The organism is Streptomyces sp. JLBJ103, from assembly GCF_058215575.1.
In genome coordinates this window covers 6,268,022-6,282,946 of record NZ_CM177089.1, presented here as the reverse complement: position 1 = coordinate 6,282,946, position 14,925 = coordinate 6,268,022, and the positions used below count along the sequence as shown (strand labels likewise).

The 14,925-nt window shown below is 71.7% G+C and carries 15 protein-coding genes; 5 read left to right on the top strand and 10 right to left on the bottom strand.

The features are described 5' to 3' along the window. Nucleotides 1–29: 29 nt before the first annotated feature. Nucleotides 30–1,679, top strand: coding sequence for a serine/threonine-protein kinase (locus AC4BEG_RS27750; protein WP_490702452.1), 1,650 nt, complete (start codon nucleotides 30–32; stop codon nucleotides 1,677–1,679). Between the two features lie 2 nt (nucleotides 1,680–1,681). On the opposite strand, the gene AC4BEG_RS27745 is transcribed toward AC4BEG_RS27750, so the two are convergent. Next, nucleotides 1,682–2,488, bottom strand: a complete 807-nt coding sequence (locus AC4BEG_RS27745) for an SGNH/GDSL hydrolase family protein (protein WP_490702451.1) — start codon at nucleotides 2,486–2,488, stop codon at nucleotides 1,682–1,684. 421 nt (nucleotides 2,489–2,909) lie between these two features. Between AC4BEG_RS27745 and AC4BEG_RS27740 the strand changes: the two genes are divergently transcribed. Further along, nucleotides 2,910–4,022: a DUF5925 domain-containing protein gene (locus AC4BEG_RS27740; RefSeq protein WP_490707226.1), complete on the top strand. Its 1,113-nt coding sequence runs from the start codon at nucleotides 2,910–2,912 to the stop codon at nucleotides 4,020–4,022. 66 nt (nucleotides 4,023–4,088) lie between these two features. On the opposite strand, the gene ddaH is transcribed toward AC4BEG_RS27740, so the two are convergent. After that, nucleotides 4,089–4,865: a dimethylargininase gene (gene ddaH, locus AC4BEG_RS27735; RefSeq protein ID WP_201877322.1), complete on the bottom strand. Its 777-nt coding sequence runs from the start codon at nucleotides 4,863–4,865 to the stop codon at nucleotides 4,089–4,091. 72 nt (nucleotides 4,866–4,937) lie between these two features. Continuing rightward, entirely contained in the window at nucleotides 4,938–5,315 is a 378-nt protein-coding gene (locus AC4BEG_RS27730; RefSeq protein WP_201877323.1) for a GntR family transcriptional regulator, read from the bottom strand. A 149-nt stretch (nucleotides 5,316–5,464) separates the two neighbouring features. Here AC4BEG_RS27730 and AC4BEG_RS27725 point away from each other — a divergent pair, with 149 nt between their 5' ends. Beyond that, entirely contained in the window at nucleotides 5,465–6,394 is a 930-nt protein-coding gene (locus AC4BEG_RS27725) for a GNAT family N-acetyltransferase (RefSeq protein WP_490702450.1), read from the top strand. Here the strand turns inward: AC4BEG_RS27725 and AC4BEG_RS27720 are convergent. From AC4BEG_RS27720 to AC4BEG_RS27690, 7 genes are all read right to left on the bottom strand, one after another. Beyond that, nucleotides 6,357–7,541 (bottom strand): methyltransferase domain-containing protein, encoded by a 1,185-nt coding sequence (locus AC4BEG_RS27720; protein WP_490702449.1) that lies wholly within the window; start codon nucleotides 7,539–7,541, stop codon nucleotides 6,357–6,359. The genes AC4BEG_RS27725 and AC4BEG_RS27720 overlap by 38 nt on opposite strands. 37 nt (nucleotides 7,542–7,578) lie before the next feature. Further along, a complete protein-coding gene (locus AC4BEG_RS27715; RefSeq protein WP_490702448.1) occupies nucleotides 7,579–8,328 on the bottom strand; it encodes an SAM-dependent methyltransferase in 750 nt (249 codons plus the stop codon). Nucleotides 8,329–8,402: 74 nt separating this feature from the next. Then, entirely contained in the window at nucleotides 8,403–9,011 is a 609-nt protein-coding gene (locus tag AC4BEG_RS27710; RefSeq protein ID WP_490702447.1) for an NADPH-dependent FMN reductase, read from the bottom strand. A gap of 203 nt (nucleotides 9,012–9,214) precedes the next feature. After that, complete coding sequence (locus tag AC4BEG_RS27705; RefSeq protein WP_490702446.1) at nucleotides 9,215–10,480, bottom strand: MFS transporter; 1,266 nt, start codon at nucleotides 10,478–10,480, stop codon at nucleotides 9,215–9,217. Continuing rightward, on the bottom strand, nucleotides 10,477–11,646 hold the full coding sequence (locus AC4BEG_RS27700) for a PLP-dependent cysteine synthase family protein (RefSeq protein ID WP_490702445.1): 1,170 nt from the start codon (nucleotides 11,644–11,646) through the stop codon (nucleotides 10,477–10,479). The genes AC4BEG_RS27705 and AC4BEG_RS27700 overlap by 4 nt, the downstream gene beginning before the upstream one ends. A 714-nt stretch (nucleotides 11,647–12,360) precedes the next feature. Next, nucleotides 12,361–13,092: a cation efflux transmembrane domain-containing protein gene (locus AC4BEG_RS27695; RefSeq protein WP_490702444.1), complete on the bottom strand. Its 732-nt coding sequence runs from the start codon at nucleotides 13,090–13,092 to the stop codon at nucleotides 12,361–12,363. Between the two features lie 2 nt (nucleotides 13,093–13,094). Further along, nucleotides 13,095–13,430, bottom strand: coding sequence for an ArsR/SmtB family transcription factor (locus AC4BEG_RS27690; protein WP_490702443.1), 336 nt, complete (start codon nucleotides 13,428–13,430; stop codon nucleotides 13,095–13,097). 445 nt (nucleotides 13,431–13,875) lie between these two features. Here AC4BEG_RS27690 and AC4BEG_RS27685 point away from each other — a divergent pair, with 445 nt between their 5' ends. Together AC4BEG_RS27685 and AC4BEG_RS27680 are read left to right on the top strand one after the other, a co-directional pair. Beyond that, the gene (locus AC4BEG_RS27685) at nucleotides 13,876–14,724 is read left to right on the top strand and encodes a helix-turn-helix domain-containing protein (protein ID WP_490702442.1); all 849 of its coding nucleotides are present in this window, start codon (nucleotides 13,876–13,878) and stop codon (nucleotides 14,722–14,724) included. Beyond that, nucleotides 14,703–14,915 (top strand): DUF397 domain-containing protein, encoded by a 213-nt coding sequence (locus AC4BEG_RS27680; RefSeq protein ID WP_490702441.1) that lies wholly within the window; start codon nucleotides 14,703–14,705, stop codon nucleotides 14,913–14,915. The genes AC4BEG_RS27685 and AC4BEG_RS27680 overlap by 22 nt, the downstream gene beginning before the upstream one ends. The last annotated feature ends 10 nt before the right edge of the window (nucleotides 14,916–14,925 follow it).

Here is a 14,925-nt window from a genome sequence, read left to right as displayed (position 1 = left end):
AGTTGCTGGCTTGGGGGGAGGGCTCGGCCATGAGCGACGAGGCGAGTGAGCCGGAGGGGCGCGGCCCGGTCGGGGGGCGTTACCGCCTTCTGGACGTGCTGGGCCGCGGCGGGATGGGTGTCGTGTGGCGGGCGTACGACGAGGCGCTGGGCCGCGAGGTCGCCATCAAGGAGGTCCGCGCCCCGGCCGGGCTCGGCGAGCGGGACATCGGGCGGCTCTACGCCCGGCTGGAGCGTGAGGGCCGGGCCGCCGCGCGGGTCTCGCACCGCAACGTGGTCACGGTGTACGACGTGGTACTTGAGGGCGGCCGCCCCTGGATCGTGATGGAGCTGGTGCGCGGTCTGTCCCTGTCGGACGTCCTGGACGCGGAGGGCCATCTGCCGCCCGCGCGGGCGGCGTTCATCGGCGCCGAGGTGCTGACCGCGTTGCGGACGGCCCATGCCGTCGGGGTGCTGCACCGGGATGTCAAACCCGGCAACGTACTGATCGCCAACGACGGCCGGGTGGTGCTCACCGACTTCGGTATCGCGGTGGTGAAGGGCGATTCGGCGCTGACGCTGACCGGCGAGCTGGTGGGCTCGGCGGAGTTCCTCGCGCCGGAGCGCGCCCTCGGTGAGCCGCCGGGTCCCGCCACCGATCTGTGGTCGCTGGGCGTGCTGCTGTACGCGGCGGTCGAGGGCGTCTCGCCGTTCCGCCAGGACACCCCGCTGAGCACCCTGCGCGCGGTGGTGGACGCGTCGCTCCCGGAACCGCGCCGGGCCGGACCGCTCACCCCCGTTCTGGAGGGGCTGCTGCACAAGGATCCACAACTTCGGCTTCCGGCGGCCGAGGCGGAGCGGATGCTGCGGCTGGTGGCGGCGGGCGGCACGCCACGGGCGTCCTCGGGCCCGGTGCCCGCGCCCGTACCGTCGGCGGATGTCGCCTCGGACGGACCGGGCGCCGCGCCGTTCGACCTCAGCTCCGCCGCTCCCGCTGCTCCCCCGCCCGACGACGGGCCGCCGTCGGGCCCTCGGCCCCGCCGCGCGGTGGCCGCGCTGTTGACAGGGGCGCTGCTGGCCGCACTGGCGCTGGGCGGAGTGACCTGGGCGCTGCTCGACGACAGCGGCCAGGGCGCCAACACCTCACGCGGTGGCGGCGGTTCGCACACCGCCACCCCCACCGCAGGGGGCGCGGACCGCCCCACGTCCGGCACCACCGCGGGCAGCGGCGGTTCGGACTCCCGTCCGGCGGACGGCACCTCGTCCTCGAAGCGGCCGTCCCTCACCATCACCATCGTCGTGAAGGCGGTGCGCGGCGGCTACCACGGAGCGTGCCCGCCACCGCGGGACGAGGCGCCGTCCTTCACCGCGACCGTCACGGTGAACCGCGCGCCCACGACGGTGGAGTACCGCTGGATCACCGGAAGCGGCGAGGTGTCCGATCCGGGCTGGAAGAAGCTGGAGTTCACCGGCGGTGCGGCGGGGTCGCGCTGGTCCCGGACGGTGCGCCATACGGAGGCGGCGCCCGGGGCCCGCAAGGACTGGATCGCCGTGGAGGCCAGGAGCCCGAAGGCGGTCGCCTCCAAGGTCGCCTCCAAGAAGGTGTCGTTCACCGTGATGTGCGAGGAGGCCCCGACGGACGGAGCCTCCTCTTCGGCTTCCACTTCGGCTTCCTCACCGCCCTCGTCCGAGGGCGGTTGAGATCAGGCGGCCGCGGAGAACGCGGGGAGGTACCCGCCGGACTGTCCGGCGGCGTTGGGGTGGTACGAGTCGTCGATGGGCCAGGTGACGCTGTTCAGCCAGGCGCTGCCGGAGCAGATCTCATGGCCGGTGAAGCGGCTGGTGACATCGGCGAAGGCGAAGCCGTGGTCGGCGGCGCGCTTGGCGGTGATGGAGTTGAGCAGGTCGGCCGCCCCGTTGATGGCGGCGCGCTCGTTCTCGGACAGGCCGAGGAGACAGGAGCCGTTCAGCTTGTAGAAGCGCGGGTAGCCGAGGACCACGACATGGGCGGAGGGGGACTTGGCGCTGATCGCGTTGTAGACCTGGTCGAGCCTGCCGGGCAGGGTGTTCTGGGCGAAGGCGCGAGCGGTGGCGATCTTGTTGAGGCATGCGCTCTCGCCGGGGAGCACACAGGTGGTCATGACGTCGGCGAACCCGGCGTCATTGCCCCCGATGCTGATGCTGACCAGTCCTGTCCCGGAGCTGAGCGGTCCGAGCTGGCCGTTGAGGACGTCGGCGGTCTTGGCACCTGAGCATGCGGTGAAGTTGAAGCTGGAGGGGGAGTGGGAGGCGGCCCAGAGCGCGGGGTACGCCTTGGTGCTGCGTTTGCAGCCGCCGCTGGAGCTGTCGTAGCTGCCCGCGCCGACGCCGGATGAGTAGGAGTCACCCAGCGCCACATACGCGGGACCCGCGCTGTTCTCGGTGGCGTGAGCGGCACCGGCCCCGGTGAGGGCGAGGACGGCGCCTACGGCGAGCGCTCCGACGGTCGCCGTGAGTCTGGACAGTTTCATTCGATCTCCCTAGCAGGGTCTCTGCTGTGCCGATGTGAGGCGCGGTCACCCCAGAAGGGGGCAAACGCGTTCGAAACCGTCAGTCACGCCGCCGTCCGCACCGACGACATGACATGGCTATGTCATCCCGTCGAACGGACCCATCCATGCGCACAGTTGGCAAAATATTGCGGTTCACCGGGGTCGTTGACCCCGAGCGCCCCCAGGCGCACACCGGGCGCACACGGCGCCACAGACAGCCGGGGCAGGTGGCGCCGCGCCGCTGGGGGTAGGAGCATCCGTGAACGCCCCCATTCCAGTGGGCTTCTCAGGAACCACTCGCCAAACGGCCACAAACCCCGGTGCGTGGAAGCCCCTCGTGCTGGATCATGGGGCAGGTGCGCTGACCGACGCACCGACCCGCGTATCCAGGAGGCAGACCCTGCCCGCGACACCCGCCGAACAGTCCCTCCCGATCCGGCTGAACGTCGATGACAGCGACTCGCCGTCGGATGTTGTCGACGCGCTCTTCCTCGGGCGCTTCGCCACCGGGGAGCAGCCGTACGCCCGCAGCCACTCCGTGGACCGCGTCAAGTCCGGGGTGACCCTGCTGCCGCCCTCGGCCACCGTGCTGCGCGCGGCCCGTGACGACGACCGAAGCGCGACGCTCGCCGAGGGCGACGGCTGGACGCTGCTGGTGTCCCGGTGGAACCGGGGCGCGGACGTGACCGTGACCGCCGTCGACGACGCGCTCGCCGAGAAGGTGCTGCGGCAGGCGGTCGACGGCGCGGAGGACGAACCGGAACCCCAGCCGGAGAACGTGTCGATGGGCTTCTGGTACGTCTCCCCGCGGCGCGGTCCGCACCGCACCACCCGTCAGATCGCCGCCGGGACCTGGGAGGAGATCCGCGGCAACTACACCGCTCCGGTCGCCGAGGCGATGGACGGGCTGATGAAGATCACCCCCGATGACATCGCCGGACGGCTTCTGCTGCTGCACGGCCCGCCCGGCACCGGCAAGACCTCGGCGCTGCGCACCCTGGCCCGCTCCTGGCGGGACTGGTGCCAGGTGGACTGCGTACTGGACCCGGAGCGGCTGTTCACCGACGTCGGCTATCTGATGGACATCGCGATCGGCGAGGACGACGGCTCGGCCAAGGGCCGCTGGCGGCTGCTGCTGCTGGAGGACTGCGACGAGCTGATCCGCGGCGAGGCCAAGCACACCGCGGGCCAGGCGCTGTCCCGGCTGCTGAACCTGACGGACGGTCTGCTCGGCCAGGGACGCAATGTGCTGGTCGGGGTGACCACCAACGAGGATCTGGAGCGGCTGCACCCGGCCGTGGTCCGCCCCGGCCGCTGTCTGGCCCGGATCGAGGTCGGCAAGCTGACCCGCGCGGAGGCGCTCGGCTGGCTCGGCGACGAGGCCCACGGCCGGGAGGACACCGTCGGGCGGGACGGCGCCACCCTGGCCGAGCTGTTCGCGCTGCGCCGCGGCACCCGGCCCGCGTCGGTGCCCGTCCAGCCGGGCGACGCGGACGCGGGGCTGTATCTGTAGAGCCGTCGGCCCCGGCCTCAGGCCCTGCCCTGTCGATCTTCGTGGATCAGATCGGCGGGACAGGGCCTAGCCGTAGAGCTCTCGCAGCCGTACGGACAGGCAGGTCACACAGCCCTCCATCTTCTCGAACTCGCTGATGTCCACCGGCACCGGCTCATAGCCGAGGTCGGCGAAGAGCTCGGCGCTGCGCGGCGCGCTCTTCGCCATCAGCAGCCGCCCGCCGCCGAGCAGCACCACATGGGCGCCGGACTCCTCGGGGACGGGCAGGAAGCGGGGGAACGCGGCGGGGTCGTCGACCAGCGGCGGATAGCCGATGACGGTCCCGTCGGGAAGGGCGGTGACCGCCGACTTCAGATGGAGCACCCGGCTGACCGGTACGGCCACCACCCGGGCGCCCAGGGGCTCGAAGACGGCGCGCAACTGCCGTACGCCCTCGCCGTTCGTGCGTCCGCCGCGCCCCACGTACAGCGTGTCGCCGATCTTGAGGATGTCGCCGCCGTCCAGCGTTCCGGGCTCCCGGACCCGGTTCAGGGAGCAGCCGAGGGCGGTCACGGTCTCCTCGGCGGCGGCCGTCTCCGGCCTGCGGGACCCGGCGCCGGGGCGGGCGATCAGTGCGACGTTCTTGTGGACGACCATGGTGTCCTCGATGAACACCCCGTCCGGGCAGTCGTCGAGCGGCGGCACCTCCACCGTCTCCCAGCCGTGCGCGCGCAGGCAGGCGACGTAGTCCTCCCACTGCCGCAGGGCGAGCTCCGGGTCGACGGGCTTGCGGTCGATATGGGTGACCAGTCCGTCGGCGAGGCGCGGGCTGGGGCGGCGGACGAGGGCTTTCCGGCTGGCCATGGGGTGGGGCTCCTTGTCGGGGCGGGGAAGTGGCGGGGAAGTGGTGATGTCGAGGTCGGGGATTTCGGGGATTCAGGACGCGTCGTACGCGGCCCGCAGCGCGTCCTCGACGGCGGCGAGCGCGTCCGCGCGGTCCAGGCCGAGGCGTTGCGCCCGCTGGACGTAGGCCGAGGCGGCCTCGGCCGCCTGACGCCGGGCCGCGTCGCCCGCCGCCGCCACGAAGGAGCCATGACGGCCCCGGGTCTCGATCACCCCGTCGGACTCCAGCGCCCGGTACGCCTTGGCGACCGTGTTCGCCGCGAGCCCCAGCTCCTCGGCGAAGCCGCGCACGGTGGGCAGTTTGTAGCCCACGGGCAGCGCGCCGGAGCGGGCCTGTTCGGCGATCTGGGCGCGGATCTGCTCGAAGGGGGCGGTCGCCGCGTCCGGGTCGACGGTGATCTGCAAGGCCACGCGGGGCTCCTCGGCGTGTGGGTGGGGGATGGTCCGGCGGTGGTCCGGCGGGTTTGTTCTCCCCATTGTGTGATGTTGTCGTGTGACGTCGTACCGGTGTCCGGAAATCGTGCGGCACGCCGGGCGGGGACACCGTAGCCTGCGACACCATGACCATGATCGTGCGCGATTTCCGTCCCGCCGACGCGGAGGCCGTGGCCGCGGCGCGCCGTTCCGCCTTCCCCTATCTGGTGACCACGGCGGAGACCGTGACCTGGGAAGTGGCCGGTGCGCCCGCCGAACGGCAGTACCGGCTGCTGGTCGCCGAGGTCGACGGCCAAGTGGTGGGCTCGTCCGAGATCGGTGTCTTCCACGACAGCGAGGAACCGGGGCTGACCTTCGCCAACACCTCGGTGCGGACGGACACGCTGGGCCGGGGCGTGGGTTCGGCGCTGGTGACCGCGGCGGAGGAGCGGCTCGCCGGGCTCGGGGCCGCCAAGATCTTCGCCTGGACGCTGGAGGCCCCGCACGCGGTGACGTTCGCCGAGCGCCGCGGCTACCGGCGCGGGCGTTCCTCACGGGTCCAGCGGCTGGACCTCAGCACGGCCGCCCTGCCGCCGCTGGACCCGCACGGGCTGCCGGACGGGGTGGAGCTGCGGACGGCGGCGGACTTCACCGCCGATCCGCGTCCGCTGTACGAGGCGGACGTCGAGTGCACCCAGGACGAACCGGGGGACGTGCCTGCCGGCCGGCTGCCCTACGACCAGTGGATCGCCCAGAACTGGGAACACCCCGCATTCGACCCCGAACTGACCACGGTGGCCGTGGTGGACGGGACCGTCGCCGCGTTCAGCGTGGCGCATACGGACGGCCACGGCCGCTACTGGTCGGGGATGACCGGTACGCTCCGCGCCTTCCGCGGCCGGGGGCTGGCGAAGCTGGCCAAGAACGACGCACTGCACCGCGCGCGAGCGGCCGGCTGTCGCGAGGCGTTCACCGGGAACGACGGCGACAACCAGCCGATGCTGGCGATCAACAAGTGGTTCGGCTACGAGCCCGCGGTCACGGAGTGGCGCTATATCCGGGAGTTGGCGGCGTAACGGGCGAGGACATCGGCAGCGGCAGGAGCCGGTCGGGACCCGCGGGTTCGAACCCGATGGTGTCCCCCGGCTCGTGCCAGTGCAGAACGAACCGCTCGCCCGCCCGGTACGCGTCCAGGCCCGCGCGGCAGTACGCCACCATGTCGTCCGGCAGCGCGTCCAGCGGGAACCAGCCGAGCTCCGAGCACTTGTCCGGTTCGCGGTTGACCGGCTCATGGCCCGCCCCCGGCCCCGCCTCGGCGTCCGCCTCGAAGAACCAGCCGGTGCGGGGCGCGCCCACGGGCGACTTGTGCTGCATGACCAGCGCGACCCGCACCTCGTCGGGTGCGAGGACGATCCCGGTCTCCTCCTCCGCCTCGCGGATCAGCGCGGCCCGTACGTCCTCGCCGTCCTCGACATGGCCGGACGGGGCGTGCAGCAGTCCGTCGGCATAGCCGGTGCCGGAGCGGCGGGCGAGCAGCACCTCCCCGCCACGGCGCAGGATGAGATGGACGTCGACGATCTCGGTGTGGCGGGTGGGGTGGGCGGGGCGGGCGAGGTCGGCGACGAGGACATAGCGCTCGTCCCGCACCTCCCGTCCCCACAGCGCCGCGTCCGGACCGAGCTGCTCCAGCTGGGTGCGGACCGCCAACGGCGCGATCATCCGGGTCAGTTCGGCCGACTCGAGACCGACCGGCTCGGACTCCCCCCAGCGCCCTTCGACCAGCACCAGCCGTCCGCCGGGCCGCAGCAGCCGCGCCCAGTGGCGGAGCACCGCCTCGGGCCGGGGCAGCAGCCACAGCAGATGGCGCACCACCACGACGTCGAAGGCCCGCTCCCCCACCGGCGGCGCCGCCGCGTCGCCGACGAGCACGGTGGCGCCGGTCCCGGCCAGCTTGGCGCGGGCGCGCTCGGCCATGGGCGCCGACCGGTCGACACCGGTCACCCGATGGCCGTCCTCGGCGAGCAGCAGTGCGAGAGAGCCCGTACCGCAGCCGAGGTCGAGGACGTCGAGCGGCCGGCCGGGCGGTCGTTCGGGAAGCCAGTCGCGCAGCCGCGCCGCCCATGCGGCCCTTACGTCCGGATCGCGCAGTCCGTGGTCCGGCTCGTTGTCGAAGTCCGCCGCGGCGGCGTCCCAGTAGGCGGCGGTGGAGTTCTCGGATCCCATGCGAGCGATGGTGCCAGCCGCCACTGACAGCCCGGACTCACCGGGGTGTTGACGGCCGCAGCAGCAGGGTGAGGAAGCCGAGGGTGCCCCGGTAGCCCTTCAGCCAGGCGTCGCGGTGCTCGACGGCGGCCCGGTGGGCCGGTGCGGCGCCGGGGTCCTCGGGGTGGTCCAGTGCCCACCGCTCCAGTGCGCCGGTCCAGCTCCACTCGTAGTCGTCCCACTCCTGGAGCGTGCTGGTGTGCCCGTGGACCGGTGTCCAGCCGTCGGCGACAACGCGGTCCACGGTGGTCGCCAGGTCGGCGTAGTCCTCCGGCACGGCGTCCAGCGCGTCGAGTGTGGCCTTTCCGGGCTCACGCTCCCAGAAGGCGTCGCCGATCAACACCCGGCCGCCGGGGGCGAGATGGCGCCGGGCCGCGGCGAGGGTGGGCAGCAGACCGCCGAAGGCATGGGCGGCGCCGATGCTGAGGACCACGTCGAAGCGGTGCGGCGCGGTGAACGCGGCGGCGTCGCCCTCGTGCAGCACCAGCCGGTCCCCGACCCCGCGGTCCCGGGCCTCCTCGCGCCCCAGGGCGAGCGCCGCCCCGTCGGTGTCCACGCCTTCAGCCACCGCGTCCGGCCGCAGCGCGAGTACGCGCTGAAGCCAGGTGGCCCGTCCGCAGCCGAGGTCCAGCACCCGCGCCCCTTCGGGTACCGCTCGCTCCAGCAGCCCTTCGACCGTGGGGTCGGCGAGCGGTGCGGCGATGGGGTGGTCGGCGTGCGCGAGTCGGGAGATCCGTTGTCGGTCCATCGGGGCAGCCTCGCAGCGGTTCCCGGCTCGCGCATCCGTATTTCCCGGGCGTGCCGCCGACCACCCCGCGGTGGCTACTCCGCGGCGGCGTACGGCCGGTCACGGCGGGCGTCGTGGAGGACCTCGGCCCACCAGTGCAGCTCGTCGAGCATGGCCTTCGCCGCGCCGTTCGGGCCCTCCGGGTCCAGCAGCGCGCCGTCGGGGCCGAACAGCTCGTAGTAGCGCGGGAACGTCACATGGCGGCCGAGCGTGTGCGCCCGCAGCTCGGCGAAGACATGGCGCAGCTGCTCCGCAGCGAGGAGGCCGCCGCTGCCCCCGCCGCTGTAGCCGACGAAGCCCACCGGTTTGGCCGCCCACTCGGGGTAGTGCCAGTCGATGGCGGCCTTCACGGAAGCGGGGAAGCTGTTGTTGTACTCCGGTATCACCATGACCACCGCGTCGGCCTCCGCGATACGGCGGGTGAGTTCCTCCATCCCGGCCGGGCGCGGCGGTTCGGGGTCGAAGGCGGGCGGTGTGGCGGGGAGGGTCAGGGGGAGGGGGATATCGGCCAGGTCGACGAGGTGGACCGCGAACCGGCCGTACTCCTCGGCCCGTTCGGCGAACCACTTCGCCACCACCGGGCCGAACCGGCCCTCCCGGACGCTGCCGGTGATCACTGCGAGATTGAGGGGTTCGCTGGGCATGGTCGCGCTCCTAGCGTATGAGGTGGCTGGACGCCTGTTGTGGGTGGACGGCTCCAACCTGCCGGGAGCGGCGGACACCAGGAAGGCCGTGCTGAGACTGGCTGTGACAGGGCCACCCTCCGGGCAGGCCCCGGCTGTTAGGGAACCCCCGATCCGTCCGCGGGTTCCGGCCCCTTGGCCAGGAACCCGCGGACGGCGGGCGGTCAGGCCGTGGCGGGCTGGACGGGGGGCGTGTGCAGATGTCCGGCGCGGGCGAGGGCGGTGAGTGCCGTCGCACATCCGGCGCCGGTGGCCACCAGCACGGTCCACACCAGCCAGGGGCTGTCGGTGTGGGCGGCATCCCAGAGAGCGCCCAGGGCGAGATTGCCCAGTGTGATGCCGAGGCCGGAGACGGTGTTGTAGAGGCCGTAGTGGGTAGCGACCAGGTTGTTCCCGGACAGAGCGACCACGGTGTCCATCTCGAACGGGTACACCACTGCCCCGGCGGCGGCGAGGAGCGCGACCGATACGGCTAGGGCCGCCAGCACCCCGGCCGCGGACCCGGCGGGCACCACGGCCAGGGGCACGAACGCCGCACCCATCGCGGCCAGGCCGACCGCCAGTGCCTGGTGCGGGGCGAAGCGTCGCTTGGCCCAGCCGGTCAGCCGCAGCTGTCCGGCCACCGCCACCGCGGCCGAGACCACGAACAAGCCGCTCGTCGCCTTTGTGCCGTCTGCGCCGAGAGCGGTATCGGCAGCCAGCGGCAGCACCAGGTAGACCTGGAAAGTCAGCACGTAGGAGCCGGTCATCGCCGCGGAGAACAGCAGGAACGGCCGGTTGGAGACGACCTGCCGCCACTGCCCCCACACCGAGAGTCCGCCCGCGCCCCCGGTCGCTTTCGGGTGCGAGCCGGTGCCATGACGGGCGGGCAGCGCGCGGGCCTGGAGCACACTCAGAGCGGCGAAGACCGCCGCGGCCACCGTACACACCACACGGAAGTCGGCGGCCAGCAGCGCCAGTCCGACCACCGGGCCGAGCAACATCCCGGCCTGGTAGTAGACGTTGAACGTGGCGAACGCGTCCACCCGTCGCTCACCGGCCTCGGCGGCGAGGTAGGCGCGTACCGCGGGGTTGAACAGCGCCCCGGCGAACCCGGTCGCCGCCGACGCGGCGATCAGTGCCGGGAGGCTGTCGACCCAGCCCAGCAGGGCGAACCCGCCGGTGCGCAGCAGGCAGCCCGCCAGGATCGGGGCCTTGTAGCCGAGGCGGTCGGCGATGGTGCCGCCGATGAGGAACATGCCTTGCTGGGAGAGGTTGCGCACGCCGAGCACCAGGCCGACCGTCCATGCCGCCAGGCCCAGGTCCCCCGAGAGGTGGGCGGCGAGGTAGGGCATGAGCATGTAGAAGGCCAGGTTGATGGCGAACTGGTTCACCATCAGCAGCCGCGCGGCAGGGCTGAAGGAACGCGTCTGGGACAGGAGCTTGTTCATCGGCCCGCCCCCGCCACACTCGGGTTTCCCGCGCCGGTGTCCGTGCCGGTGGCGGGACGGGGGTTGGTGACGGTGCGACAGCGGGTCCAGCGGGTGACCACCGCCTCGCCGGTGTGGGTGATCTCGTCCGGTTCGTCGGCCGGTTCGTGGCCGAGCAGCCGGTGGGTGCGGCAGTAGTCGTCGTCGAAGACGGTGGAGACGTAGCGGTGCGGGCCGTCGGGGAAGACGGCTGCGATGCGCTCCTCGGCCGGGGATGTACGGGTGATGAACCGGGCGACCAGCGCGACCGCGCCCACGCTCCAGCCGCCGGTGGCATACCGGGTGCGGGCCAGAGCACGGGCGGCCCACACGGCCTCGGGAGCGGCCACCCAGTGCACCTCGTCGAACATCTCGTACGCGATGTTCTGCGGGTAGATGGACGAGCCCAGGCCGCGCATCAGCCGGACCCCGGCGGGCTGTCCGAAGATGGTCGAGGCGCAGGTGTCCACGCCCACCACCCGCAGCGCGGGGAAGAACGTGCGCAGGACGCGGCCGATGCCAGCGGAGTGGCCGCCGGTGCCGACCGAGACGACCAAGGTGTCGATCCGGCCGAGCTGGGCGACCAGTTCGTGGGCGAGGGACCGGTAGGCGGCCACGTTGTCGGGATTGTGGTACTGATCCGGACACCACGCGTCCGGGTGCGCGGCCAGCAACTCGGCCACCTTCTCCCGGCGAGCCTGCTGCCAACCCCCTTCCGGGTGCGGGGTGGTGACGGTGTGGACCTCGGCGCCGTAGGCGCGCAGGAGCCCGGTGACCTGTGCTTCCATCCCGGGGTCGGTGACCAGCGAGACGGGATGGCCGAAGGTGATGCCGGCCAGGGCCAGGCCCAGGCCCAGGGTGCCGGAGGTGGACTCCACGATCCGGGCGCCGGGCAGCAGCGCGCCGCGCTCGCGGGCGGCGGCCACCATGTACAGGGCGGTGCGGTCCTTGATACCGCCGGGGTTGTGGCCCTCCAGCTTGGCCCAGAACCCGCGCCCGGCCGTGGTGAACGGCTCGCCCACCCACAGCACGGGCGTATCGCCGACCAGGGCGGCCGGTGTGGCGGCCGACCGCGCGGAGGCGGCCAGCAGCTGGGCGGGAGAGGAAGGAACAGCGTCGAGGACGGATGACAAGTGATGGTGGTTCATCGTGACGGCTCTCCCACCGCCGTTGCACGGCAGCAGCCGGAACAGCGGTGTTCAGGTCGGGGGTGGCAGAACACAGCTCGTCCCGCCGCGCCGCACGCCTGATCGTGGCGCGCGGTGCGACGAGGCCCTGTCAGTTCCTCCAGACCTGTAACGCCGCCCGCGCTCCACCACTGGAATGCCCCGCTTCCGCCACCGGCGGCCCCCGCACGGGCGGCACACGCGGTACGGCACCGACGGCAGGCAACAGGGACTGAGAAAGCGGCCCCTTGGCCCCGTCGGCCTGCCCCAGCGCCGGCTCGTCGACACCGGTGCACTGCTGGGGCTCGTGATGCCGGCTGTCGCATGAATCCGACCACGCCAATACCTGCCCCGTGGCCTTGTGCGACCCGGTGGGCGAGGCCATGCCCGCGGCCGTGAGAGTGTCGGTCCGCCAGGAGGTGTCGGCCAGTGAGCCGTGGGAGCAGCCCACGACATGCATCAATGCGACGAGCACCAGAGCGAGCCATGGCCCCCGCGCCACAGCCCGTCGTGTCCTCGACACCGCATTGATCATCACCAACACAAAGTAAACCAAGGCTATGTAAAGTTCTTGTCAGCCTGCCGCTTCGGGCACCGGACCACCCTTACGCCGGAGGGGTCTCGGCCAGTGTCAGGCGGCGAGTCGGCCGATCCCGGGGAGGAAACGTCCGGTGCGGGCGGCGTAGGTCACGTTCATCACCTCTCCTTCAAGCCGACTGCGCAGCAGGCGCGTTCGGAGCCGCATCCGCACGCGTCCGTCTTTGCGGCGGACACTGTGACGGTGGACGGGGTGCAGCACCCCTTGCCCCGCCAGGCATCACGGCCTTCCTTGACGGCGATGGCGGCGATGACCAGGGCAGCGATGGGGTCGGCCCAGCTCCAGCCGAGGGTGGCGTTGAGGACCAGCCCGGCAAGGAGGACGGCGGACAGGTAGGTGCACAGCAGGGTCTGCTTTGAGTCGGCGACCGCGGAGGCGGAGCCGAGTTCGCGGCCCGCGCGCCGCTGGGCAGCCGACAGGAAGGGCATCACCGCGAGGGAGAGGGCGGCGATGACAGTGCCGGGGATGGAGCGTCCGGCCTCGCCGGTGCCACTCAGGGCGCGGATGGCGTCGACGGCGACGTACATGGCGAGCGTGAAGAACGAGACCGCGATGATCCGCAGGGTGGTCTTCTCCCGGGCTTCGCGCACGGCGTGGTCGTGGGCGGAGAACTGCCAGGCGACCGCGGCGGCGGAGGAGATCTCGATGACGGAGTCCAGGCCGAAGCCGATCAGGGCGGCGGAGGAGGCGAGGGCACCGGCGGTGAGGGCGACGATCGCCTCGATGACGTTGTAGGTGATGGTCGCGGCGACCAGCAGACGTATCCGGCGGGTGAGCGTGTCGCGGCGGGCTGCGGAGGGGCCGAGGGAGAGGGGTATCTCGGCGGCCATGGTCAGCAGCACCCTTGGGTGTCGGCGTCCGGGCAGGTGCGGTCGGTCTCGACGGCGACCACGGCGGTGCGCAGGTCGTCGAGCGCGTGGCCGAGGCGGGGGTCGGCCAGCTCGTAGCGGGTGCGGCGGCCGTCGGGCACCGTGATGACCAAGCCGCAGTCGCGCAGGCACGCCAGGTGGTTCGACAGGCGGGTGCGCGAGACGCCGAGGGCGTCGGCGAGGTCGGCTGGGTAGGCGGGAGCGTCACGCAGGGCGAGCAGGATGCGGCAGCGGATCGGATCGGCGAGGGCGCGGCCGAACCGGGCCAGCACCTCGATGTCGGAGGCAACAGTCAGCACACCACGACAGTACACGGAACCCTGAATTCAGGAAACCATGAACTACCGGATGCGGCACAGGCTTTCGGGCCTGGCCGACCAGTCAGTGACTGGCGGACCAGGCCCAAGGGGGGGTGGATCGTCAGAGAGGTGCAATGTCCGCACCGTCGCGGTGGCGAGGGCACCGGCACGGCGGGAACTGGCTGGACTGCAACGGCGCGAGCTTGTCCTCAGCCATGACAATCACTCGGCCCAGCTCCTGCGTGACGGTCGCGCCGTCCGGGGATACGCGGTAGACGCGCATCGTCATGCGTGGACGGACTGGTTCCGCATCCTTGCCCTGGAACACCTCGAGCCGCCTCCCTGATCAATTACGTTGAGTGCACACAGCGTTGCGTTCCGGCACGTAGGCTGAAAAGAGGCGACCCGTCCCAGCCAAGATCGCGGGACGAGAGGGGATGAACCGATGACGTTTCAGCCACGCGAACTCTTTCCGGACCGTTCGGCCCGTGACCTCTTCGGCGCGGAGATCCGGCGTCACCGTGAGAAGGCGGACATGTCGTTACGACGGCTGTCCGAGGTGCTGAATTACAGCAAGTCGCATCTCGCGCGGATCGAGGCGGCGGAGTCGCTGCCGTACGACGACCTTCCGGCGAAGCTGGACGCGTGCTTCGGGACGGACGGGATGTTCGCCCGGATCTACGCGCTGGCGAAGAACGAGCCGTATCCGTCAAAGCTGCGCCGGGTAGTGGAGGTTGAGCGGCGTGCTGTGGCCGTTGAAGAGTACGCCTGCGCCACGATCCCCGGCCTGCTCCAGACCCCCGAACTCGCGAAGGAGTCGCTGCGCATTGGCAATCGGTTCGCCCCGGACGCCGAAATCGAGGAGTGGACGAACGTCCGCATCGACCGACAGAAGCGGCTGAATGAGTCTCGACCGCCGCACTGCTGGTTCATCGTGGACGAGGCGGCGTTGCGCCGCGCGGCGGGTGGACCTGAGGTGATGTGCCGCCAGATGGCGTCCCTCCTTGAGCACGGGACACAGCCATACGTAACCATTCAGGTTCTGCCTTTCCGCGCGGGACAGCACGTCGAGGCGGGCAGTTCGCTGATGCTCTTCACACTGCCGGACGCGCTGACACTGGCCTACGAAGAAGGCAGCCGTTTCGGGACAATCATCGAGGACCAGGAGCAGGTCGCAGCGCGCCGAAAGAACTACGATCTGCTCAGGGCCATGGCCCTCTCGCCCCTCGACTCCGAGGCGATGATCCGAGCCGTGATGAAGGACTGGACCTCATGGGAACCGCCCCAGATCTGAGAACCGCTTCGTGGCATAAGAGCAGCTACAGCAGCAACGGAGGCGGCGCTTGCGTCGAGGTCGCCGACAACCTCCCCGGCATCGTCCCCGTCCGCGACTCGAAACAGCCCGACGGCCCGGCCCTCGTCTTCTCCAAAGACGCGTGGTCAGCGTTCATATCCGACGTCGTGACACACCACACCCCCGAGTGACGAGGGCCTG

What these genes read in the sequence shown, in the direction of transcription:
- AC4BEG_RS27750 (WP_490702452.1), top strand. Translation starts at nt 30, where the DNA reads ATGAGCGACGAGGCGAGTGAGCCGGAGGGGCGCGGCCCGGTCGGGGGG.
- AC4BEG_RS27745 (WP_490702451.1), bottom strand. Translation starts at nt 2,488, where the DNA reads ATGAAACTGTCCAGACTCACGGCGACCGTCGGAGCGCTCGCCGTAGGC.
- ddaH (WP_201877322.1), bottom strand. Translation starts at nt 4,865, where the DNA reads ATGGCCAGCCGGAAAGCCCTCGTCCGCCGCCCCAGCCCGCGCCTCGCC.
- AC4BEG_RS27725 (WP_490702450.1), top strand. Translation starts at nt 5,465, where the DNA reads ATGACCATGATCGTGCGCGATTTCCGTCCCGCCGACGCGGAGGCCGTG.
- AC4BEG_RS27720 (WP_490702449.1), bottom strand. Translation starts at nt 7,541, where the DNA reads ATGGGATCCGAGAACTCCACCGCCGCCTACTGGGACGCCGCCGCGGCG.
- AC4BEG_RS27715 (WP_490702448.1), bottom strand. Translation starts at nt 8,328, where the DNA reads ATGGACCGACAACGGATCTCCCGACTCGCGCACGCCGACCACCCCATC.
- AC4BEG_RS27710 (WP_490702447.1), bottom strand. Translation starts at nt 9,011, where the DNA reads ATGCCCAGCGAACCCCTCAATCTCGCAGTGATCACCGGCAGCGTCCGG.
- AC4BEG_RS27705 (WP_490702446.1), bottom strand. Translation starts at nt 10,480, where the DNA reads ATGAACAAGCTCCTGTCCCAGACGCGTTCCTTCAGCCCTGCCGCGCGG.
- AC4BEG_RS27700 (WP_490702445.1), bottom strand. Translation starts at nt 11,646, where the DNA reads ATGAACCACCATCACTTGTCATCCGTCCTCGACGCTGTTCCTTCCTCT.
- AC4BEG_RS27695 (WP_490702444.1), bottom strand. Translation starts at nt 13,092, where the DNA reads ATGGCCGCCGAGATACCCCTCTCCCTCGGCCCCTCCGCAGCCCGCCGC.
- AC4BEG_RS27685 (WP_490702442.1), top strand. Translation starts at nt 13,876, where the DNA reads ATGACGTTTCAGCCACGCGAACTCTTTCCGGACCGTTCGGCCCGTGAC.
- AC4BEG_RS27680 (WP_490702441.1), top strand. Translation starts at nt 14,703, where the DNA reads ATGGGAACCGCCCCAGATCTGAGAACCGCTTCGTGGCATAAGAGCAGC.